The following is a 21,761-nucleotide window of genomic DNA, read 5'->3' as shown; positions in this document are numbered from 1 at the left end:
ATTCCTGCGATGTTCAACGTGAGCAATTCGGGCCCCGGCGCGTGCTTGGAAAAGACGATCCCGCAAAAATGACGCCGCAGCGCGAAAAGAAGCAGCCGAAGCACGTGGATTCCGGCCACACGGTCTAACCGCGCCTTAGCTTTCTCGACACACCATTGAGTTGAGGAACAGGAAATTTCCGCAGTCGTTGTTCGGGCTGGCTATCAAAAAGGGAGGTTTCCGATGCAAAACAAGCAGATGGTTTTTGCGGCAATTGCTGTGACGCTCCTCGGTTCAACCGGTGTCTCTTCAGCACAGGGCCCGGGTGCCGGCGGCGCCGCGCCAACCCTTCCCGAAAGAGACGTGCGGCCAAGTATGGGCAACACAACGCGCAATCCCGCGATGCGTCAAACAATGCCGGGCACCACGTGGAATGAGCACTAAGCGTTTGGAGCAGGACAATCCCAACGGATCTCCGAACACGCCTCCGATATCGAGGGAAGGGCTTGGCGGAGACCCGTCAAGAAATAATGACGCCCCAAAGTAATAGAAGATCTGAAGGGATCGGCAAAACCTGTCCCTTCAGTTTCGCCACCCGTTCTTGTCTGGCGTAGTGGCCCACTTCTTTCGCGCCTCACGCAGTTTCGGAAAAGGGCAACCGAGCTTGTTGGCGCGTTCACGAACTACGGATTGCCGTCGCTTTAAAGCCGCTGCAGCTCGGAATGTCGATGCACCCTGCGCGACGAGTGCCTTCAGACGTTCATCTTCTTCGGGTGTCCATCGCTGAACTAGAGGACGCATCTCAGTGCCCGAAGAGCATTGCACCAATCGTAAACAGAGCCGCACCGATTAGGATGGCGGCTCTCATTTCTGAAATGATTGGTGTCGTTTTCATGACAGGGTAATTGCAACAGGATCAATTGGTTCCGGCGGACCGAATAAAACGCCAGAGGTCGCGGTCAACCAAGCACACGCACTCGGATCGTTGTGCCACTTACGAGCACACAACGATTACGTTTCAATTCTCGATCGAAATATGCCTTACATTCTGTAGGAACGTTCGCTGTTACGATGCCTTGTCGTGTCGTCGTGCAACTCAATGGAGATAGCTATGAAAAAGATTCTTATCGCCACTGCCCTAACTCTCATGTGCGGTTCTGCGTTTGCGCAGGGCACTGGGCCAGCCGCCCAGCAGGACAACATGACTAAGCCCGGCATGACCAATGGTACGACCGGTAGTTCGATGAACAAAGGTTCAATGAACACTGAGACCACCACGGGCATGAGCGATGACGGTATGAAGAAGGACGGCATGGCCAGCGGCGGGATGAAGAAGGACATGTCCAAGGATGGCTCGTCGAGCGCCGATACCATGCGGAAGGACGGAAAGCCGAACTAATAAATAATTCGGTGCGCGCCCCGACTAAACCGCCCCGGTGCTTCCCACGCTGGGCTGCTTGCTCTCGGTAAAATCACCGGGATCAAAATAGGCCACTAATGAAAAACCCCGTCCGAGGAGATCCACGGACGGGGTTAGCAGCACCCAAGGGACTTGGGAGAACCAAGGAGCGCCGTGAGAGAAGACTATCAAGGCAAACGTAGATGGCAAGGTGAATGGCCCGTAGACACACAACTCGATTGAACCTTTAGACTTTCAGCTGAGACCTATCCTTGAGCGCAAACCGGATGGGGATCACATATGGCTGCAATCGCAAGGTTCCTGGCGCGCCGGATTCCAGCCTCTGATGCGGAGAGCGACGTTCTCAAGCAATTGGCGCTGCTCGCTTGCGCCGGTCTGCTCGTATCGTTTTTGATGATGAGCTACGGCGTTGACCTGAGCCCCGGGTTTTTCTGAATCTCGCCCGGTCAAAAACAGGCTGCTAGGTTAGAGGTCGTTACTGCATATCCATCTGGTATAGTCGTAGGGTCCGGACCATGCGTGGATTTCGGCGCTGCACTGGATGCAATCGAAACGGCCGGCACAAGCGAGCGGGAACGGTTCTTTTGTACCCTGGTAGCGGAGGCCGCACCTCGGGCACTCGAACGACTCAACGGTTTGGCTGACGGCGAGCATGCACCGATTATTCCCAATGCTCGACCAATTTCATAGCCCCAAGTAGCTCCCCGCTATGGAAATTCCGCGCCGCACAGGACGGTTCTCGACTCAGCGCCAGCGTCGCGTGAACGACCCACCAACTGAGACGGACTACGCCCTATCCTCGGACGATGTTTGCTCGCCGCACTCGCACTTGAACATGCGGACCTTGCGTCCATTTGTGGGATTGAGCATCGACCGAACCATGGCGGGTTTCTTGTCGCATTGGCTGCATGTCCGGATCGGATTGGGGTCGAAGCTAGAAAAGAATTCGTTCTTAAACTCGTCATTCACGGATAGCCGCGCCCCGCCTGAACTACTCCGATAAGTATCAAAGTGAACAGTTGTTCCTCAATGCCAAATTGCAAAGCGGCATGGAAGGATATCTGGTCAAACAACCGCCATGGCGAACTGCCCAACGTTTCCGCCGCGACCAAAGAAGCCCGATCGTCGCGTTTGCACGTTTTAGACAGCCGACGGAGAACGATCAGATGGTTCAATAATTTGATATCCCGATATGTCGGGTATCGGACTGACAATTTCCCGAAATCGGCCTAATTTGGACCGTCGAGAACGATCCGAATGGGTGCGACCATGGGAACAGCACAAATGCCAGATCCAGAGCTTTTAGCGGTAGGCCGGCCGCGCTGCCTCAAATGCAATACGCGGATGATCACCGCGGAGGTCTCTGCCGGTCCCGAGGGCTTCGAGCACCGAACGTTTGAGTGCCTGAAGTGCGGAGATACCGAAAGCAAGGTGATCCCCTGCGATCCTCTCAAATCTATAAAGCAGTCGGTTGGTTATTGGGCGAACTAGGTCTCACGCCGGTCACGCACGATATCCGCGCCGGCCGAACGTGTCCAAGGCCTGCGAATGACGGCGCCGCCAAGCGGCTAGCGTCGCGATGGCGCGGTTTGGTCAATTGGTAGGACGCGCCGGCATCTCGATACGGCTTGCCACTACGTCTTCGACCGAATTAGCGATCTCAATATAATGCAACGTCAGCGAGGGTCGCAGAATGTGAGGGAGCATTCGCGATAGCTCGCGACTGGATCAAGAGCGACCAAAAGAAGACCGCCCCGAAGGGCGGTCGAAGTCAAGGGAGGATGCTTGCCCGTGAGGGCGAGCTGTTCAGGATATGGGGAGCGTTGCAAAAAAGCCATACCCGCAGCGGCGAGCTGCGGCCCCCAAAAGAACGGCCCCAGCGCTGGCGAGTGCTGGCGGCGCAGCGGACCGCTAATGCCGCCGGCTGTCCTTGTCGACTCAGTTTTAAAGGCATCCGGTAGCCGCGGTGCTGCGCCTTCGTCGGCCATGTCGCAGGCCGGTCGGGGCAGTTCCGGCACCGCCGCAATCACAGCCGCGAAGGCCGTCCCAAGGTCTCAGGGAGTGGTTCTCACAGACCCAGCCGACGTCCGTACAGAGGGATGCACTTCACGGTCTCACCATACGCAGCGGCAGCGCGAGCTGCGCGCGGTCGATCGCGTCATGTCGATCGACGAAGTCCTGTAGCACGGACGGCACGTCGCGTAGCTGTAGATCGCGGAACGCCGCGGACATGTAACGAGATGCAGGTTCCGGGCAGGGCCGCCGGCTAATCACCGCGGGTAACTGCGCATTAACCCTGCCGATACACCATCCGCTCCAACCCCTCCAAAGGTTGCCTGGAACTATCGCAAGAGCAGCTGCTGACTCAACCCAGCGGTGGCTTTTTCCTTGTGCGGTGCGGTCGGTTCGCACGGGAGCCATCCGATTAAGCCGCCAGGGCAACTCGGTGGCTTTTGCTTGCGGTGTGCCACGCGACCGCCGGTGATCATCTTCGTTGTTCAAAGGGAGTGCGAGACGTGGCGACAGGTACAGTGAAGTGGTTTAACGCGACTAAGGGTTACGGATTCATCCAACCCGACAATGGCGGCAAGGATGTTTTCGTGCACATCTCGGCCGTCGAAAAGGCAGGCCTGAGCAGCCTCAACGAGGGCGCCAAGGTGAGCTATGAGGTAGTTCCCAATAAGGGCAAGGAGAGCGCGGAAAATCTGCGCATTTCGTGAGACCGGGCCAGACGCTTTTGACGGTCGCGGTGGTAGCACTCTGCGTAACTACAGCCGTCGGTGCTCGCTCGCATCATCGCGCGCCAAAAGGAGCTAGGCCGACGGCGGTGTCCAAGACTGAAACGACCAGTCCTCCCGCGAAGAACCGCGATCCAGCGGATGTCGCTCTCGATCGCAAGATTAAAGGTATTTGTAGCGGCTGCTAACTAATTGGCCGCCGGTTCGCACCGGCGCGGGCGGGTAACCCCGCATTAACCGCGATCGGTCAGACCATCTATTGCTCATGGTGGTCGAAACTCGTAGGAAAGCTGTTGCTGACTCAACCCAGCGGCGGTTTCTTGTGCTTTGGCCCCATCGGTCCGGCGAATTTACATAGCGAGCATCAATTGACGAAAGCCATCGAAGGAATTGTCGACGCTTATGTGAAGCTCGGCGATCGACGGGCCCTCGAAGATCTCCGAGCACATCGGCGCAGGCTGGCAATCGACCTCAAGGGAAGGTCAGGACCTTACGATTTAAGCCGCCCGATCGGCCAGATCGATGAAGAGATCGTTGTCATAGAGGCGGCCATTGAGAGGCTTGGCATCGGCTAGGTTGGTGCGCGGCCGCCGGGCTAGGTTGGCGCGCGGTACCATCCCGAGGCCAACAGTGAGAACAAAGCTGTATCGCCCTCCGTTTGAGCATCGCTGCGCGAGGCCTCGAAGCCGCTCATTACCAAGTCAACGCTATCCCTGACGCTCCACTCCCACGAGGTGGGTCCAACAGCTTCAACGCTTACTTCCAACATGGGGAAACGGTCAGCTTGAGGCATGCACCAGATAAACGCCAAATCCGCGTTTGATCAACCCCGGTTTCCTGTAGGCGGCCGGAGTTCGCTCTCGACCCATTTCCTGGCGGTGCCTTCGATCGAATCGTCGACGTCGCACCGATCGCAGATGTGGAGCGCGCCGAGCAAGGATGGCGTTCGGTTCATCGGACCGCGGCATTTCGGGCATTGATCTGAAGACAATAAACGCGGCATGGCGCGCCTCGCTGATCACATCTGATCGGCGAATTTTGTCGCTAAAATTTCCGATCTGCCAGCTAATTTTTATTGGTTTGACGGGACAAATCCACGTCAAGCGAAGAGGTCGGCGCCAGCCTGGGTAAATTTCACGAAGGTGCCTGACCGGTCGATGGTGAGCCAGCCGCGCGTGATCGCAAGGTCGAGGCCGGCCTGTACTCCGCCGGCGTCGCCTTGTGCTCGAACAGCATCGGCCCGTTGATCAGTTCGATGTAGATTCGGCCGTCCTGCACGGCTGCGACCGAGTTGGCGATCTCGATCAGCTTGCGGGCCGTGACTTCCGGATCCGAGTAGGGACGGGCTGCGGCGAATTTCATCATGTGGCGACTTCATCTTCTTTATCGACGCCCCGCGCTACAATTTTCACCGCATCATCCGGCAACGGTCGCTGTAAAGCCTTGGCCTCGTCCCACGGCGAGCGCATCCAAATGTCCCGTTCCTCGTCGGTGGTGAGGATAACCGGCATGGCCTTTTCGTGGATCGGCGCGACCACTTCATTCGGCGATGTGGTCAGGAAACCGTAGACCAGGTGAGGGCCGGGGACCGGCTTGGACCCCCCGGTCACCCTTGAACTCGGTCCAGATGCCGGCGAAGGCCGTCAGCGGCCGATCGTCGTTCAGGGCAAACCAGACGATGTCTTTTTTCTTAGTCTCCGGATTGGTCTCTGGTGCATATTCCGCAAAGCCGTTGAACGGACGCGCCCCGAGCGAGGCGCTAACGCGTTCTTTGTTGACTGACGGCCATTTTCTGAGGATTGCGGGAGCACTGAAATCAATTTGGGTATCGGACATGCTTTGCGAGTTTCTTTCTCTAAAATCAGGTCTTGGGCCGTTCGGATTGCACTAGTCTGAGCTTGTACGAATCGAGCGCCCGATCGATCGCGGTCCAGACCTTGAGGATCGCGGCGCCCTTTGTCACGGTATGCCGGATTTGATTGTTGGTGGACTGCCCAAAACCACGGCCCATTGCCAGCGGCCAAGGCCATCTTCCTCAAAGGTGTATTGCACGTCTCGGTGTTCCTTTGACCGACCTGTATGGCCTCAAGCTCGTTCCGGGCCTCAAATCCTAGTGGCATTGCACAGCCGCGCCAAGGTCGCTGTAATGGCGGCCATGAGTTCGAAATCGCGAGAAGTCATCTACGGCGGCCGGATCATCGGGGCGAAGATACGCGCCGATGGTGCCCGTGAAGCCGCGCAAAAGGCCATCCGTGAAGCCGACCGAGCAGCGGCCGAGCTATGGTCGATCCAGATGGAGGCCCATGGCGGACCGGCGCAACCATCGCCAACGATCGCGCAATGCCTCAATGGCGGCTAGGGCTGGCTCCAAGTCAAATGCCATCGCTGTGAAACCGAGGCCAGCATCCCGCTTGAACACGTCCGCAGGCCGCGCGATACGCCGATCTGGAAACTTGAGGCGGCGCTGAAATGCAGGTCATGCCGGACACCGCGCTATTCGCCACGCGTCCATATGATCAAGCTCACGCAACAGCGCGAGATCGCACCTTACAAGTGGGTGCATCCGGATGATGATAGATGATTGAATGAAAGAGGCCGCCAACTGAGGTGGCCTTTATTTGCCAGTGTGAGCAAAATTGAACATGCCGGGATTGCCGAAGCAGTCCATACTCGAGTCATGATGTCAAAATCGACAATGCTGACCGATGAAGAATTTGCTTCTCTGATAGCGGTCGGTAACACGCCCGTACATGGCCCAGCGCCTCCGATCCCAGCCGCACACAGCGCCCGATTGATCGCATTGGGCTACGGCGGAATTGCGGGCCGGCTGCGGATGACCACGCCGGGACGGTTCCGTATCTATGCCGGGCAGATTGCCGACTGAGGCGGCCTTATCTGCCGGGTCATCTTTTATCCTACTCGCAAGAAGCAGCCACGCCTGAGCGGCGTTTTCAAGCTTTTCCTTGCGCCGCCCAATATCGCGCTCGGCGTGTCCAAGCTTCTCGGCGGCCTTTGCTCGGCATTCTGCTGCGGTGAACATCATGGTCGGACTAGACCATGACGCGGCGAGCCTTGTCTGAGCAAAACAGGACACCTTTGCCTATTTAATCCCGCCTCTACTCGAACTTATGTTTGAGCACGATCACAAGCCGCGCGCCGCTCCAAAGCTCAACATCATGCCCGTCGACAAGGCGCTTGGCCCTTTCGATTGCCTCGGAATCGTCAACGCACGCCAACGGCTCGAATCCGTTAAAATGCCCATCGTGCCCGACGATGTAAGCCCTGTACTCGATCACCCCGAAGTCCCTGCCGGATGCGGAACTCTATAAACCGGGGCGTCGAAATAGTTCAGTCCGGTACCGGACTCAAGACCAAAAATTCTCGATAGCGGGGTGGATGGGTGCCAGTATCTTACTCGGTGTCTCGGGTGATCCTACCCAACTCACCGGCAAGCCAGCCTATCGTGTGTGGACTCTTGAAGGGGTCAGGGCCTTCGCAATCCAAGCACTGAAACGTGCGTGGACCGCCGCCGCCAGGCGGCAGCGCGAGAGTGAGATGAGCCCCGCAATCGGGGCAAGTCGGTCGCTGCGCCTGTCCCATGGAATGATTTTGCCGCCTGTCCGAAATCTCGTCAATTCCAAAAACGGCATGGCTTGGCTGGTGTTCCAAAAATTCAAATTAGGCCACTACTGTTTTCAAACTAGGTCAATTAGGGGTCGAACTAGGTCAGCACGCAATTCCCGATAAGAAATATTGACAACTAGAACGAAAAAAGAACGCTATGCCCGAGCCACGAGCCGCACCCGGTATGCCAGCTATTCCACAGCCGAAACTACAGATATGGACCGCCTTGAGACGGCGACCGATCAGGCCATCGCGGCTTGCGGCGGCGACGCGTGACGGCGCTGATCATGGCTGGAATCAGAAGTCCGCGAATTGATGCAGGCAGTTTCGCACGCTTACGTGCGGGCAAGGTTCAAGACCTTACACGCGGGTGAGTATCATGGCCGAAGTAATCTATTACGTAGCGCTACCATTCGTCGCCGCCGATGACGGCATTGCGGCTGGCGAGCCGACCGAGTACTTCAATCCCATCGCTGCTGTGATGCGCGCTGAGGTTTTCCAACCATGTCAGCGACCTTTCCAGTTTGCGACGCGGCGCTCGGACGAAGCCTTAACGCCCTCTTTGAAGTCCTCGATGTCGCGCAGCCACGTTTGCTCTTTCTGCTCGCGATCCGTCGCAGCCTTGAAGCGGTCCGCGAAATCAGCCCGCATGGTTTTGCGTGTAGAGATGATGGCAAGTCGCGCGCATTCTGCGATCTCGGTCGCGAGCTTGACCGCTTCCGCACGGACTTGATCCTGCGGTACACAAACGTTGGCGAGACCGATGCGGGTTGCTTCCTCGCCGCCGACGCGGCGGCCCGTATAGAACATCAGTTCCGCTTGGTTCTTGCCGACCAACTCCGGCAGAATGACTGTCAGACCAAAGCCCGGATGGAAGCCAAGCCGTGTGAAGTTCGCGGCGAAGCGCACCTCCGGGCAGGTGACACGAAAATCCGCCACGCAAGCAACGCCCAGCCCGCCTCCTATTGTAGCACCGTGAACCGCTGCGACGAATGGCTTCTGAATGCGCATTAGGCGCACGGCTTGCTGGCAGAGGTGACTGATCGGCTTGCCATCGATGCTATAGGCCGCTTCACCCTGACGATTGGGATCGCCGGAATTCGCGCCTGCGCAGAACGACTTGCCTTGAGCGCAAAGCACTACGGCGCGTACGCCATCGTCCTTGTCGAACGCTTCCATGGCCGTGGCAATATGTTCGATCAGTTCCATGTCGAAAAAGTTGTGCGGCGGGCGCTGAATTTCGATGGTTCCGACATAGTTCGCTGTCTTTTCGACGCCGATATCCTGATAGCTTGCCAAGCGCGCCTCCCTTGCTCTTTTATGTTTAGGGACGCAACTAAACTCATTTTGGCGGTTTCATACAAGCCTTGGGTTTGCGTTCTGTCGCGCAAGGAAGGACGCGTCGGCGCGGTCGCATTATCTCGTACGCTATGCGGCCTAGGCCGCCCTCGACGTGCCGGCCTCGGCCCTGAATCAGAGCGTGGATGTATGGTGGGACGCTCCGGCCACCCAAATATGCTTGGCTGGAGTCCGGATCGCGCGATGCTTTCAAACGAAGTTTTTCCGCATCGACATCGATATCAAGGAGACGGAAGGCGACCGGAACGTCAGCATTGCAATCTATGGAAGCCGCCCATAGCATACTGTGACCGGCCGCACGTATCGACTAGCCGGTAGAATACCCCGGGTTGGCCGCTACTCTGGGCACAGGTCCTAACGGCGACCTGCTCCGGCGGGCGCACCATCGCCCGGCATCAGCGTCGAACCGGAGGGTGAAGTATTCATGTAGCTATTCCCGGATGGATTCGCCGCGCTGTTGGCCCCCGGCGGCGGGCACTGCCGGCGTTTGTCCCTGTGCTTACGCCAGAAGTTGCAGAGCTGTCGTTACCCGCCGGGGAGCGCTTGAGTACGACCGATCGTGCTCGATTGGGCAACAGCCGCTGTGCTGGCAAACGCCATTACCGTCACCGGTAAAGCGAAGTTACGAGCGCGCGATGTTAGCAACGTGCCGGATGATCCAAGTTGAATGGCGGCAGGTCTCCGCTCGTCTAAATGGCGGGTCAGGATCGCGGAACGCGCCTCGTTAAGGAATCTTTCAGAATCAGCGGTACCGTCAACGTCATTGGATATCGATGGCGGGGACAGCATGGCCGAGCCTGACAATTTGAGCATCAAAATCCGCGAATTGATGGATTGGCAGACCGTGGCCTGGCGGCGCGTCGCAGATCCCGACGTTACGACATTCGAACGCCGTGAAATTCGAAATCACGTCAAAACGAGTAACGATGAGTTACGGCGATGCCTGGCGATTAAGGCCGAACGGTTTCGCGCTCGCGGCGCCGTGAAGGTTCGGGGCAGGGCGGAAAATATTAGATTTCGTTTGCTCGCTGCGGAGTTCTAAGTTCGGCTGACTGAACGGCCGCCTATCTCCCCTGGTTGGCCAGCGTGCGCCACGCCGCTTCCATCCGCATCAACGCGTGTTTCGTTTCCTCTAGGTATTAGCCAAGCTCATACAGGCCAAATGGGCTAGGAGCGCCTTGATTTGTTTGTAAGACTAGGTGGACGCCGACCTTCCGCCGCTGCGCGCCGAGCACAATGAGATTGAAGCCCGGGCGGTCGCGGCCATCGCGTGCGCGTCACCCCGGTCGGTTGATGCGATACTGGCCTATGCCGAGGCGGAACATTGATCCGCGGAAACCTCAATGTCGTTTTAGCGTTGGTCGACGCCTTGGTGGCAAGCCCCAGAGGCAAATTGACCGGCGAACAGGTCGACGCGGTGATCGAAAGCGCGATGGACCGCGAACATCATCTAACATTCGATGTAGGTTGCTGCCTCGATTGGTGGCTTGTCGAGCAGAACGCGGACGCCTTCCCCGTCTTAGAACGTGGATAGAGACGAGAAGGACTCCAAAAGTATAACTTGAACGGCCATACAACTAAAGGCAGAATTCGAGGGCGTACAATATTTCAAAGGGGGGTAATTGATTGCATAAGCGGCATCAAAATATCAATATTCCCATCGAAATCATGCGCACAATCGTCGCAATTTCCGAGACGGGGAGCTTGTCCAGAGCCGGCGATAGCCTGGGTTTAAGCCAGCCAGCCGTAAGCTCGCAGGTAAAACGCATAGAGACGATTATTGGAGGCTCGCTGTTTTCCAAGGGCGCCAACGGAACACGGGTCACGGAACTCGGCAAACTCGCACTGCATCATGCCCGGCGTGTGCTGGAGTGTTAGCATCCGGTGAGGACCGCGGCGGGATTGCTCGCAGGATGTAATGGTCAAGCCGCCTGACGGTTTCTGACGTCGAGCTGGCGCCAATTCCAGGGCAGTAGCTCGTCCAATTTTTGGACGGGATGCTCGGCGATGCGAGCCAGCACATCGGCAAGCCAGGTCTGCGGATCAATATCGTTCATCTTGGCCGTGACAATCATGCTGTACATCACCGCGGCCCGCTCGCCGCCTCGGTCGGAGCCGCAGAACAACCAGGATTTTCTCCCCAGTGCGATGCCGCGTACGCCGCGCTCGGCGGCGTTGTTGGACAGACAGATGCGGCCATCGTCGAGGAAGCGCGTGAACGCGGTCCAGCGCTTGAGCATGTAGTCCATGGCCTTGGCGACGTCGTTGCCGCGCGACAGCTTGGCGCGCTGCTCTCGCATCCAGGCCTCCAGATTGGCGACCAGCGGTGCGCTGAGCTCCTGTCGAACGGCCCTGCGCCGTGCGGAGTTTTGTCCGTTGATCGCCCGCTCGATCTCGAACAGCTGATCGATCCGACGGACCGCTTCCAGCGCCAGCGGCGAGATCGCCACCGGCTTTTTGCCTTGCGCCTTGCGACGCGCGTTCTCGGCCAGATCCGCCATCACGAAGAACGGACGCCGGGCGTGGACCCAACAAGCCGCTTCCAGGATAAGCCCGGGCGGGCGGCCGGGTTCATAGAGTTTGCCGTAGCCGCCGTAGGCGTCAGCCTGCAAGATTCCACTGTAGTTGGCCAAATGAGCCTGCGGATGCTCGCCGGCGCGGTCGCGCGAGTAATAAAACACCGCCCCCGGCGGCGCCGGCCCGCCAAACGGCTTGTCGTCCCTCACGTAGACCCAGATCCGGCCGGTGTCGGTCTTGCCCTTGGCTAGAACCGGCACCCGGGTGTCGTCGCCATGCAACCGCTCGGCACTCAGCACGTAGGCCTCAAGGCGCTTGAACAACGGCATCAGCACCGCCGTGCAGCCGCCGACCTGGTCGGCCAGGGTCGACAGGCTGATCGGCACGCCTTCCTTAGCGTAGCGCTCAGCCTGTCGGTTGAGCGGCTGATGCTGGCCAAACTTCTCGAACAACACCATCGCCAGCAAGCTGGGTCCGGCCCAGCCCCTCGCGATCACGTGGAACGGCGCCGGAGCCTGGCTGATCTTCTCGCAATCCCGGCAGGAGAACTTCTCCCGGACGTGCTGGATCACCTTCCAGGATTTTGGGATGACCTCCAGCGTCTCGGTAACGTCTTCGCCGAGCCTGGACAGCCGCGATCCGCCACAGCAGTCGCATGCCACAGGTCCTGGCACGATTATCCGTTCGCGAGGCAGATGATCCGGGAACGGCTGGCGGGAAGGTCGCTTGCGCGTGAACGACGCCACGGTGGTGGTTGCGTTCGCGGCTTTGGCCGCCGCGATTTCGGCGGCAAGCTCGTCCTCGGTCGCCGCGGTCTCCAGTTCCTCCAGCGTCAATTCCAGTTGGTCCAAAAGTCGCGCGGTACGCTCCGAGCGCGGGCCATGACGGTCACGGTTCAGCTTCTCGATCTGCAGCTTCAGATGAGCGATCAGCGCCTGGTCGTCGGATTGTTGAGCACGCGCCGCGGCGGCCTCCGCGCGTGCGACAATCAAGGCCGCTTTCAGCGCTTCGACGTCGTCTGGCAGGGCTTCAACACCAGCTTTCATGAAGCTGATGGAATCACAAAATCAGCGATTTGCGGTGACTTTTTTTTCGCACCCCAGAGCTTTTCTAAGCCTAGCCCGCGCTCTGCGGTCGCCATGTATGTTGCGGATTTCTCCAGTCGATCGCTTCCAACAGGTAACTCATCTGTGCCGCACTCAGCGCCACCACGCCGTCCACCGTCGCCGGCCAGACAAACCGTCCACGGTCGAGCCGTTTGGCGTAGAGCGACAGCCCGATCCCGTCATGCCACAGGGCTTTGATCAACGAACCGGCGCGACCGCGGAACACGAAGACGTCGCCCGCGAACGGATCGCGGCCAAGGCCCTCCTGCACCAGCAGCGCCAGGCCATTCATCCCTTTCCTCATGTCGGTGTGGCCGCTGGCAATCCAGATCCGCACACCTGCCGCGACCGGGATCATCGCCGCTCCAGAATGGCAAGTACCCGCGCCAGTGCCGCCGCATCGACGCCGGCATCGACAATGACGCGACGATCCTTCCCGATCTCGATAACCATGCGGCCCGTCGTCAACGCGCTGGATTCCGCTGCGACCGTCTCAGCCGAAGTAACCACCGCCCGCACGAAGCCGCTCTGCTGTATGTCGGGGCCAACGGGCTCGGGGCGGAACGCGCGCCGCCACGTCATCAGCAATGAGCGCGATATCCCATGGCGCCTCGCTGTCGACGAGATCGCACGCGGCGTCTCCAGGCTTTCCAACACGATCCGAAGCTTCTCGTCATCGGACCAGCGCCGCCGCCGACCCGTCTCGACAACCTCTAACCGCTCAGCCTGAGTACTGTACTTATGGACGTCCATAAGTACTGTTACAGCGCAATCGATTTAACCCGACAAGACGGTCCCCACCGGAGGGAGACGCTGGAGTCAAACGATCAAATGTTGCGGCTTGGTGGCAATATGGCTGGACCTCAAGCACTTCGATTGGGCCTCAGCACTCTCTTGGCTGAGGAGTTCATCAACCATCAAACTGCGGAATCATTGTCAGGCATTGTTATTCACACCGACCATTCCACGACGATCGCGAAAGGACTGGTCGACGGATACATCGATGTTGCTTGCATCTTTGAAAATCAGGCCATCGATGAGAAGATCGAAGAGTTGATTATCAATGAGCGCAATGATCCATTGGTTTGGGTAAGGGCTAACAAGTTTGTTTTAAGTCCGGGGGCACCCATCCCAATTCTGACGTGGCCGGGCGATGATTGGATGATCCGTACCTTGGCCAAGCGCGGTATCCATTACAATATCGTGTTTAACAGCCCTGATTACCATGCGAAATTAGCCGCCGTGAAAGCCGGCATTGGCTTGAGTGCAATTCCAAAGCGTATCGTGCCATCGGAGTTGGTCATCGCACGGGAATATTATCTGCCCGATCTTCCCCCTATCAAATCGCTTTTGTGTGCGCGACTTGGGCTTGAAACTGAAAAAGCTGCGAGCTTAATCAAGCAGCTTTCGACTCTGTTTTTTGATCCATCTAATTCGCAATAAATGAATTGCCGGCAGGTCGCGACGTCCTCCGTACCGATGTCTCGCAATCGAACTGTCGCGCCGAGTGGCCCGGCGGTCTAAGCTGGTAAGTTGCCCTCCTTTGGTATCCGTCCTTTGCCATCGCATTCCTTGCACGGTGGCGGATAGATTCTGCGACCGGGCTGCACGGGTCTCACGTCCAGTGCGCCAACGCGTTGACCTTCCAGCGCCGACACGCGCACTTCGATCGTCCGGATGACATCGACCAGCTCTTGCAGCGCGTCGGCAGTTTCCGGCGGAAGCTCGCCCTGATCACGGATCGTCTGGATCGAGCGTTCGGCGCGTTTTAACTGGCTGCTTGGCATCGGCATTCCTCTGATGTCTCAATCAAGGGAGGGCGATGGATTTTGTTCCGTGCGTCCGACCCCGACTGGCCGCCACAGCCTCACAGGAGGTCAGCCATGGAGGCGGGGTAAGCCGACATTGCTCTCCGGAAGGCGAGATTTATTCTGAGCGAAGGAAGCGGCCCGACACATCTCTCTGCCGGGATGAGGTGCATCGGGCCAACCGAACCAGGTTCAACCAGCGCGGCCGACACTGCTGATGCAAGCTCAAGCCGTTTTGGAGTGGTGACATGGCTGACGGCACGCCATGGCTTGCCGACGCCGATCAAGGATTCGCCATAGACCAAACCCCGTCCGCGATCGGCTCTCTGGTTGCGATTATGTCGCGACCTTGCGAAATCTGGGCGCGAGTAGCTTCCGTTAAAGGGGATGCTTTCTCAAGCCAGTCATTGGCGCCGGCGCAAGCGCCCGGAGCATTGACTGCCTCATAATCGAAAGATTTAACAACAAGGGGACCTCTGAGAAGATCGATATGATACTTGGGCATTTCGGTCGCCTCTGTTGTGGGGAGTATGGAGCCTTTGCTCAATTTCGGAGGTCGCCGCGTCGCCCCTTACGCAAGTTGCGCCAGTCAGTCGCCGATGGCGAGGTAATTCACGGTAGGGTGCGCGAGGTCGCCCCGGGGGGGCACGCTGTCAATTCATCTCGGGTTTTCGCGCTTCGGCTTGAGCGCGTCCGATTGCGCCGGCCCTAGAGTTTCGCGAAGCCGGGCGATCGAGCTTGCTCCAAGGTCTTGATAGCTTAGCAGCGTTGCGTCGGATGCTTCGCGGATTTCGCCGACTGTTTTGACGCCCGCCCCGTTGAGCGCGTTTGTGATGCGTGTCGAAAAGCGGACGTTAAAGATAGGAGTCTCATCTGGAAGGCCCAGAGCGGGATAAAGCATCGGGCCAGCCACGGCTTCGCGCGCCAGTCGGGCCGCGCGCAAACGCTCTCGATTGTCGTGAAAGGCCTTCTCGGCGTCCACATGGTCCGACATCGCCTCTTGCGCTTCGCTCTCGCGCAGACTTTTTCGCTCGGCGGTCGTGAGTCCGGCATCAGTGCTTTTCCGGACACCGTTCATTTCTTCGCCTTCAGTTCCGACGCCTCTCGCGCCTGCCGATCGGCTTTCAAACGCTTGTAATTGTCATTGAAAGTGTTGATCCGAGCTGCCTGGTCGGCCATGGCGGCGCGGGCCGAGGCCCTTTTCGCGGACTCGAGTTCTTCATCGCGCACTTTGCGCTCAGCTGCGGTGAGAGGTGAAGTCATTTTTTGCCTTCAATCCGATTTCGACCAGACGGCTGATGGCCTCGGGCTTACCGAGTTTGTCAGCCTGAGTCGTCTGCTATCCCCCTGCGACGCCGACTGTCGTATCTACCGACCTCCTCTAAATGAATGTCCGGAGAACCTGCGGTGGCGGCAATGTTCCTAGTTTTCACCCTCGTGGACGGCAGCTAGACGCCGGTACGTCAGTTCTGTAGCTGGCGCACGCCAGCATCGTCATCATCGAACCAACGGACGTGGAGCGCGCTGGCGTGGCTGGGACAGACCTCCCGGCCTCGCCGGGCACCAGTAGCTGACGTGGTGCAGCGGTAGGGTGGGATTTCACTGATCGTCAGCGCCTCGCAGCGGTGCTCAATTGTGATGTCTGTTTGGGGGATAGTCATGGCCCATGGGGTGGGCGTGTTGGCGGGGCTGGTCAAGGGGCGATCAGCGAGAAGGGCAGCAATTGGCGCCTGGAGGGCGGTTTTAACGCGTTGCTGACTATTCCGTATCTAAAGTTGCGTACAACTCGGCTGGCACTTCGGTGGATGAAAGAACCCATTGCGGTAGTGGGGTTTTTGGTGAGCGCGGTGGGACTCGAACCCACCACTCCATGATTAAAAGTCACGTGCTCAAATTTCGAATGACCGCTGCTGGCGCGAACCGCGTATCGCCTTTGGTAGGGATGAAAAATCCCTGATACGACAGAAAAATTTCCCTGATCGTCGAATGATTTTCCCAGTTAACTAGCGCAGGGAAAATCCTGCTAAACGACTGCGCGCGGTCCTTTTTAGGGCTGCATTCGGCCTTCCGGCCCTCAAAGCCGTGAATTTCCCTGTTAAATTCCCTGTTAGCAGGGAATTTGTCTAGAGAAAGGTGCGATCAGCACTGCGTCGCCAGCCAGCCATTCCCGCATTTGGCCAGGCCGACCAAGAGACGCGAGAATGGGCCGGAAATCCGGGCTTTGTGCGTATTTGGTTTTGTCTCTGGCCTCCCAGAGCGCCGATGTTCGGGCAGCAACTGCCGAAAGTCTCCGGCCACCACCCCGAATATTCCCGTTTTGCAGAGACTATCGGCGGAGACCGGTGCGATCGCGACTACCGCCAGACCCTGGCACTCATTTTCGGCCCAATCTCCGGGTCTCGACGGCACGGAATCGGGAATCTTCCGCGCGGACTGCCGCACGACCGTGTCAGGAGTTCTCATTGCTCCCTTTCCCACCATGTGCATGTCGCAGAGCCAGACGGGGAGATGTGGCGACGGTTGGCGTTCAGGGACTATTTGCGTGCTCATCCAGATGAAGCTGAGACTTACGGGCGGCTCAAAATGCGACTTGCCGCCGAACATCAGACAGATCGGGAGGCTTACACCGACGCTAGATCTGTTTACGTGGAAGACGTGATGCGGAAGGCAAGCAGGTAGCGCAAGAGCCTCAACATCCGATTCGCTGTACGTCGCTGCGTCCACCTAAACAACCAGCTCCTTCCAGGGGTGGACATGCAGGAGTGTCCAAGTTTTGTCAGCAGAGCCAAAGACGGTCCGGTTGTTCTCCGACGGTGTCCTCGATCGGGAGGAGTGCATTTTGATATCGATCGCAATTGTCATACGGGGAGCAAGTTGCTCGGCTGGCTCAAAAGACGAATTTATTTCGTCGTCCTGGATGACGAAACTGGTCGGGACATAACCCGCGTTTTCTTTGCGAAATGGAAATGAATCCGCAACCACCGTCATTGATTCGATTGGAAAATAGGTACGCTAAGAGGCCGTGATTACTCCGCTATAAGGCCAGCGCGGAATACAAGGCCGTTCCATCGAGTGTGGAATTCTTTCTAGGGGAGGAGGCCAACGGCTTAGAAGCCGCGCGGACACTTTTGTGTCCGGGGGGCGACATAACTCAAGGGGCCCCTGCATTTTTCCACTTCCATTGCGCCGGATTCCGACCAAAATATGCAAAAACCGGGAACAAACGCGGGGACAGCGGGTTACTGAATTCGCGTTTGGAACCCGGCAGTTTTTCTTTAGGATTTTTAGAACCGACATCTTGGATGCTCGAAACCCCTTACCCAACGGTTGAGATTCGCGGCGTGCCCGATTTCCTGGAAGGATCGGGCGAAATGGCGTCGATGATGCGGGATTTTGACTGGGCTGCGACCGACCTCGGTGCGCCTGGGTCGTGGCCTCAAAGCCTGAAGACGGCCGTTCGGATCGTGTTAACTTCCCGCTATGCGATGTGGATGGCTTGGGGTCCGAACCTGAGATTTTTCTGCAACGATGCGTACCTCCCCACGGTCGGAATAAAGCGCGACTGGGTTCTTGGGTCCAGATCGGACAAGGTCTGGCAGGAGATCTGGCCCGATATCGGGCCTCGCATCGAGCGCGTGCTGAACACCGGCGAGGCTACCTGGGACGAAGGCTTGCTTCTGTTCCTCGAGCGGCTGGGTTTTCGAGAAGAAACCTACCACACGTTTTCCTACAGCCCGCTGGCCGACGACAAGGGCCAGATCAGCGGCATGCTTTGTGTCGTTACGGAAGAAACCGAACGCGTCGTAGGGGAGAGACGGCTCTCCACCCTGAGCCATCTCGCCGGTCGCCTGGCATCGGCCCGGGCTGAATCGGAAGTTCTGGATGCGATCAAGGAGGGCCTGGACGCAGCGAACAAGGACCTGCCTTTCGCTCTGCTGTACCTTCACGACGAGCAAGGCACCTTGCGGCTCGCGCGCGCTTCCGGCATCGAAGGCGGTCATCCGGCATCGCCGGCGGTGATCCTGCCTGGCGGTCCGTGGCCCCACGAGATTCCGGAGGCGGGAAGCCTGCTCGTGGACGATCTGTCCGCCCGGGTCGGCGCTGCTTTGCCCGGCGGCGTCTGGAGCAATCCGTCTACCCAGGCCGTCGTTATTCCGATCGGTACCAAAGGGCAGGAAAAGCCCGTCGGCTGTATCATTTCCGCGCTGAACCCCTACCGGAAATATGACGAAGTTTACGCCAGCTTCCTTGAACTTTTGGCCGGCCAGATCTCTGCCAGCCTGGTAGGTGCGCGTGCTTTCGAGGAAGAGCGCCACCGCGCCGACGCCTTGGCGGAGATCGACCGGGCGAAGACGCTGTTCTTTTCCAACGTCAGCCACGAATTCCGCACCCCGCTGACGCTGATGCTGGGTCCGGTCGAGGACGCGCTGAACGACACCTCCGCTTCCGCCCTCGATTCGGTGCAGCGCCAGCGCCTTGATGTCGCCCAGCGCAATTCGCTGCGGTTGCTCAAGCTGGTGAACACGCTGCTTGATTTTTCCCGTATCGAAGCGGGCCGGGTGAACGCCAATTTTCAACCGACCGACTTGTCGGATTTTACGAGCGAGCTTGCGTCAAATTTTCATTCCGCCACCGAGAAGGCCGGACTGAAGTTGGAAATCCACTGCGAGCCGCTGCCGCAGAGCGTGCCGGTCGATCGCGACATGTGGGAGAAGATCGTTTTCAACCTTCTTTCGAACGCCTTCAAGTTTACATTCGAGGGAAGCATCTCGGTCCGGATGCATGCTGCGGACGACGGCAAATCCGCCGAGCTTGTGGTGCGCGATACCGGCGTCGGCATACCGCCTCACGAAGTACCGCGGCTTTTCGAGCGTTTCCACCGTGTCGAAAACCAGAAGAGCCGGTCGTTCGAGGGATCCGGCATAGGTCTCGCTCTGGTTCAGGAACTCGTCAAGCTGCATGGCGGCTCGCTGGTTGCGGAAAGCGAAGTGGGCAGGGGATCGTCGTTCAAGGTCAACATTCCGTTCGCGTCGGTCCAGCTTTCGGCTGACAGCCTCGATTCCGGATCGACAGCTATGCCCGCGACCAGTCGAGCGGAAGCCTACGTCGAAGAAGCATTGAGTTGGCTGCCACAGGACCCCACGGCGAAATTCCCGATCTCGCAGCGGGACGTCGCCACCCCCGACGTGGGTGGAAACAAGATGCAGGGCCGGATCCTGGTCGCTGACGACAATGCGGACATGCGCGCCTATATCGGAAGATTGCTCGGGGCCCATTGGGGCGTCGAGACCGCGAAAGACGGAAACGCGGCGATAGAGGCCATCAAGCGAAGCCGACCCGACCTCGTCGTCACCGACGCGATGATGCCTGGACTTGACGGTTTCGGTCTGCTGGAGGCGATCCGAAAGGATCCCGACCTGCGGGATATGCCCGTCATCATGCTGTCGGCGCGGGCCGGCGAGGAAGCGCGCATCGAAGGCCTTGATGCCGGAGCCGATTACTATCTGACCAAACCCTTCTCCGCCCGCGAACTCGTAGCACAGGTCAACGCCAACCTGGCGCTCGCGCGGGTCAGAAGCGACGCGGCACGGGAGCTCCGCGCGAGCGAAGAAGCTCTGCGGCGACGGACGACCCAATTCGAGACGCTGCTTAATGAAGCTCCGCTGGGGGTGTATCTGGTCGACGCGGACTTCAAGATTCAGGCCGTCAATCCCACCGCATTGCCGGTGTTCGGGGATATTCCCGACCTCGTTGGGCGTGATTTCGACGAGGTTATTCGTATCCTTTGGCCCAAGGACTATGCCGGCGAAGTCGTGCGCCTATTCCGGCACACGCTCGAAACCGGCGAGCCGTACGTGACGCCCGAACACATTGAGGAACGACGCGACAGGAGGGTCAGGGAATATTACGAGTGGCGGATCAACCGCATTCCTCTCCCCGCGGGTCGCTACGGCGTGGTCTGCTATTTCAGGGATATTTCCGCCTACGTTCGAGCGCGTCAGCAGCGCGAACTGCTGATCAATGAACTCAACCATCGGGTCAAGAACACGCTTGCAACGGTTCAATCCGTCGCCGCCCAGACGCTGAAAGGAAACACGGTACCGGCGACTGTGAAAAGCGCGCTTGAGTCTCGCCTGCTTTCGATGGCCGGCGCACATGACGTGTTGACCCAGCAGAACTGGGAAGGCGCGGACCTGCGTAACATCGTGAAAAAGGCGCTGTCGCCTTTCACGTCGCCTAGGCGGGAATTCGACGTCGATGGTCCCGATATCAGGCTTCTTCCCAAATCGGCGCTTGCCGTCGCCATGGCGGTGCATGAGCTTGCGACGAACGCGGCGAAGTACGGCGCGCTGTCGAACGGCTCCGGCCGCATATCGGTGCAATGGGCAGTCGCCGAACAAGATGCGCCGCATCTGCAGATCGTCTGGACCGAAACGGGGGGCCCCAAAGTCGCTGCACCCAGCAGTAAGGGATTCGGTTCGCGGCTCATCGAGCGGGGCCTGGCGGGACAACTCGGTGGTGAAGCAGTGATCGATTATCGCGAGACCGGTGTCGTATGCAGGATAATGGCGCCTTTGGGCACTATTACGGGCAACGTGCCGGCCGTTCTTGAATAGTGTCTGGGCAGGCGCGGAGGTGAGAGATTTGAGCAAGCGGGAATTATCAAACCGCGAGGTCCTCGTCGTCGAAGACGAGATGATGATTGCGATGCTGATCGAGGACATGCTTGACGAACTCGGCTGCAAGCTTGTCGGACAGGCCACCAGCGTGCCGCGCGCGCTGGAACTGATCGGCAACGAGTCGATAGAAGTAGCGATCCTCGACTTGAACCTGGATGGCAAGGACACGTACGCGATTGCCGACGCGCTCCAACGGAAGAATGTGCCCTTCATCTTTGCGACCGGGTACGGGTCCACTGGCCTTCGCCAGGAATATGGAAATCGGCCGGTTCTACAGAAGCCCTTTCAGCAGAAAGATCTCGAAATGGCGCTCACGGAAGCCCTGGGCGGTTCGAGCGGTGTGCGGGGCTAGACGGAAACAGAGTATCCGGGATGTCGCCATATTCAGCGAACGATTGATCAGGTCGATCGTATTTTCTGTGATTTTCGCAGCGCTCATCGCTCTCACGTTACACGGTCACGTTTGACGAGAGGAGGCGATGACCGGGCACCTTGGAGTCATGGCTGGCACTCGTAGGCGGCTTACATAA

23 protein-coding genes and 2 pseudogenes are annotated in these 21,761 nt (G+C 58.5%); 12 read left to right on the top strand and 13 right to left on the bottom strand.

Annotation, left to right across the window (positions count from 1 at the left end):
- Nucleotides 1-222: 222 nt before the first annotated feature.
- Together GSQ88_RS18215 and GSQ88_RS18210 are read left to right on the top strand one after the other, a co-directional pair.
- Nucleotides 223-423: a hypothetical protein gene (locus GSQ88_RS18215; RefSeq protein WP_159009115.1), complete on the top strand. Its 201-nt coding sequence runs from the start codon at nt 223-225 to the stop codon at nt 421-423.
- 667 nt (nt 424-1,090) lie between these two features.
- Nucleotides 1,091-1,378, top strand: a complete 288-nt coding sequence (locus GSQ88_RS18210; RefSeq protein WP_159009114.1) for a hypothetical protein — start codon at nt 1,091-1,093, stop codon at nt 1,376-1,378.
- Nucleotides 1,379-2,364: 986 nt separating this feature from the next.
- Here the strand turns inward: GSQ88_RS18210 and GSQ88_RS18205 are convergent.
- Nucleotides 2,365-2,574 (bottom strand): hypothetical protein, encoded by a 210-nt coding sequence (locus tag GSQ88_RS18205; RefSeq protein ID WP_159009113.1) that lies wholly within the window; start codon nt 2,572-2,574, stop codon nt 2,365-2,367.
- Between the two features lie 1,341 nt (nt 2,575-3,915).
- Between GSQ88_RS18205 and GSQ88_RS18200 the strand changes: the two genes are divergently transcribed.
- Nucleotides 3,916-4,119: a cold-shock protein gene (locus GSQ88_RS18200; RefSeq protein WP_159009112.1), complete on the top strand. Its 204-nt coding sequence runs from the start codon at nt 3,916-3,918 to the stop codon at nt 4,117-4,119.
- A gap of 311 nt (nt 4,120-4,430) precedes the next feature.
- A complete protein-coding gene (locus GSQ88_RS18195) occupies nt 4,431-4,712 on the top strand; it encodes a hypothetical protein (protein WP_349628227.1) in 282 nt (93 codons plus the stop codon).
- Nucleotides 4,713-5,271: 559 nt separating this feature from the next.
- On the opposite strand, the gene GSQ88_RS18190 is transcribed toward GSQ88_RS18195, so the two are convergent.
- The 3 genes and pseudogenes from GSQ88_RS18190 to GSQ88_RS18180 form a co-directional block, all read right to left on the bottom strand.
- A complete protein-coding gene (locus tag GSQ88_RS18190) occupies nt 5,272-5,499 on the bottom strand; it encodes a hypothetical protein (protein WP_246784859.1) in 228 nt (75 codons plus the stop codon).
- A pseudogene (locus tag GSQ88_RS18185) lies at nt 5,499-5,877 on the bottom strand (SOS response-associated peptidase family protein); the annotation flags it as partial. The pseudogene GSQ88_RS18185 and the gene GSQ88_RS18190, both read right to left, overlap by 1 nt.
- A 121-nt stretch (nt 5,878-5,998) precedes the next feature.
- Nucleotides 5,999-6,148: a hypothetical protein gene (locus tag GSQ88_RS18180; RefSeq protein WP_159009111.1), complete on the bottom strand. Its 150-nt coding sequence runs from the start codon at nt 6,146-6,148 to the stop codon at nt 5,999-6,001.
- A gap of 144 nt (nt 6,149-6,292) precedes the next feature.
- On the opposite strand from GSQ88_RS18180, the pseudogene GSQ88_RS18175 reads away from it, so the two are divergent.
- Nucleotides 6,293-6,718, top strand: a pseudogene (locus GSQ88_RS18175) (hypothetical protein).
- Between the two features lie 102 nt (nt 6,719-6,820).
- Here the strand turns inward: GSQ88_RS18175 and GSQ88_RS18170 are convergent.
- The 3 genes from GSQ88_RS18170 to GSQ88_RS18165 all read right to left on the bottom strand — a co-directional run bounded on the left by GSQ88_RS18170 (nt 6,821) and on the right by GSQ88_RS18165 (nt 9,060).
- Nucleotides 6,821-7,180 (bottom strand): hypothetical protein, encoded by a 360-nt coding sequence (locus GSQ88_RS18170; protein ID WP_159009110.1) that lies wholly within the window; start codon nt 7,178-7,180, stop codon nt 6,821-6,823.
- Nucleotides 7,181-7,253: 73 nt separating this feature from the next.
- The gene (locus GSQ88_RS35290; protein WP_210253848.1) at nt 7,254-7,433 is read right to left on the bottom strand and encodes a hypothetical protein; all 180 of its coding nucleotides are present in this window, start codon (nt 7,431-7,433) and stop codon (nt 7,254-7,256) included.
- Between the two features lie 835 nt (nt 7,434-8,268).
- A complete protein-coding gene (locus GSQ88_RS18165; protein ID WP_159009109.1) occupies nt 8,269-9,060 on the bottom strand; it encodes an enoyl-CoA hydratase/isomerase family protein in 792 nt (263 codons plus the stop codon).
- A gap of 847 nt (nt 9,061-9,907) precedes the next feature.
- On the opposite strand from GSQ88_RS18165, the gene GSQ88_RS18160 reads away from it, so the two are divergent.
- From GSQ88_RS18160 to GSQ88_RS18155, 3 genes are all read left to right on the top strand, one after another.
- On the top strand, nt 9,908-10,162 hold the full coding sequence (locus GSQ88_RS18160; RefSeq protein WP_159009108.1) for a hypothetical protein: 255 nt from the start codon (nt 9,908-9,910) through the stop codon (nt 10,160-10,162).
- A gap of 282 nt (nt 10,163-10,444) precedes the next feature.
- Nucleotides 10,445-10,654, top strand: a complete 210-nt coding sequence (locus GSQ88_RS35285; protein ID WP_210253847.1) for a hypothetical protein — start codon at nt 10,445-10,447, stop codon at nt 10,652-10,654.
- 134 nt (nt 10,655-10,788) lie between these two features.
- The gene (locus tag GSQ88_RS18155) at nt 10,789-10,998 is read left to right on the top strand and encodes a LysR family transcriptional regulator (protein WP_246784890.1); all 210 of its coding nucleotides are present in this window, start codon (nt 10,789-10,791) and stop codon (nt 10,996-10,998) included.
- Nucleotides 10,999-11,042: 44 nt separating this feature from the next.
- On the opposite strand, the gene tnpC is transcribed toward GSQ88_RS18155, so the two are convergent.
- From tnpC to tnpA, 3 genes are all read right to left on the bottom strand, one after another.
- Entirely contained in the window at nt 11,043-12,683 is a 1,641-nt protein-coding gene (tnpC, locus tag GSQ88_RS18150; protein WP_159009107.1) for an IS66 family transposase, read from the bottom strand.
- A 70-nt stretch (nt 12,684-12,753) separates the two neighbouring features.
- On the bottom strand, nt 12,754-13,101 hold the full coding sequence (tnpB, locus tag GSQ88_RS18145; RefSeq protein ID WP_159006605.1) for an IS66 family insertion sequence element accessory protein TnpB: 348 nt from the start codon (nt 13,099-13,101) through the stop codon (nt 12,754-12,756).
- On the bottom strand, nt 13,098-13,496 hold the full coding sequence (gene tnpA, locus GSQ88_RS18140) for an IS66-like element accessory protein TnpA (RefSeq protein WP_159009106.1): 399 nt from the start codon (nt 13,494-13,496) through the stop codon (nt 13,098-13,100). The genes tnpB and tnpA overlap by 4 nt, the downstream gene beginning before the upstream one ends.
- Here tnpA and GSQ88_RS18135 point away from each other — a divergent pair.
- A complete protein-coding gene (locus GSQ88_RS18135) occupies nt 13,485-14,186 on the top strand; it encodes a LysR substrate-binding domain-containing protein (RefSeq protein ID WP_210253846.1) in 702 nt (233 codons plus the stop codon). The genes tnpA and GSQ88_RS18135 overlap by 12 nt on opposite strands.
- Before the next feature lie 77 nt (nt 14,187-14,263).
- Here the strand turns inward: GSQ88_RS18135 and GSQ88_RS18130 are convergent, their stop codons facing one another.
- From GSQ88_RS18130 to GSQ88_RS18120, 3 genes are all read right to left on the bottom strand, one after another.
- Nucleotides 14,264-14,530, bottom strand: coding sequence for a hypothetical protein (locus tag GSQ88_RS18130; protein ID WP_159009104.1), 267 nt, complete (start codon nt 14,528-14,530; stop codon nt 14,264-14,266).
- A 679-nt stretch (nt 14,531-15,209) separates the two neighbouring features.
- Nucleotides 15,210-15,452, bottom strand: a complete 243-nt coding sequence (locus tag GSQ88_RS35730; protein ID WP_246784889.1) for a DNA-directed RNA polymerase subunit alpha C-terminal domain-containing protein — start codon at nt 15,450-15,452, stop codon at nt 15,210-15,212.
- Nucleotides 15,453-15,625: 173 nt separating this feature from the next.
- Nucleotides 15,626-15,814 (bottom strand): hypothetical protein, encoded by a 189-nt coding sequence (locus tag GSQ88_RS18120; RefSeq protein WP_159009102.1) that lies wholly within the window; start codon nt 15,812-15,814, stop codon nt 15,626-15,628.
- A 999-nt stretch (nt 15,815-16,813) separates the two neighbouring features.
- Between GSQ88_RS18120 and GSQ88_RS36200 the strand changes: the two genes are divergently transcribed.
- The 3 genes from GSQ88_RS36200 to GSQ88_RS18105 all read left to right on the top strand — a co-directional run bounded on the left by GSQ88_RS36200 (nt 16,814) and on the right by GSQ88_RS18105 (nt 21,583).
- Nucleotides 16,814-17,230, top strand: a complete 417-nt coding sequence (locus GSQ88_RS36200; RefSeq protein ID WP_159009101.1) for a GrpB family protein — start codon at nt 16,814-16,816, stop codon at nt 17,228-17,230.
- A gap of 623 nt (nt 17,231-17,853) precedes the next feature.
- A complete protein-coding gene (locus tag GSQ88_RS18110; protein ID WP_159009100.1) occupies nt 17,854-21,168 on the top strand; it encodes an ATP-binding protein in 3,315 nt (1,104 codons plus the stop codon).
- 28 nt (nt 21,169-21,196) lie between these two features.
- Nucleotides 21,197-21,583, top strand: coding sequence for a response regulator (locus tag GSQ88_RS18105; RefSeq protein ID WP_210253845.1), 387 nt, complete (start codon nt 21,197-21,199; stop codon nt 21,581-21,583).
- The last annotated feature ends 178 nt before the right edge of the window (nt 21,584-21,761 follow it).

This window comes from Bradyrhizobium sp. S69, assembly GCF_009766005.1.
Taxonomy (GTDB): domain Bacteria; phylum Pseudomonadota; class Alphaproteobacteria; order Rhizobiales; family Xanthobacteraceae; genus Bradyrhizobium.
This window is presented reverse-complemented; position numbering and strand designations above follow the sequence as displayed.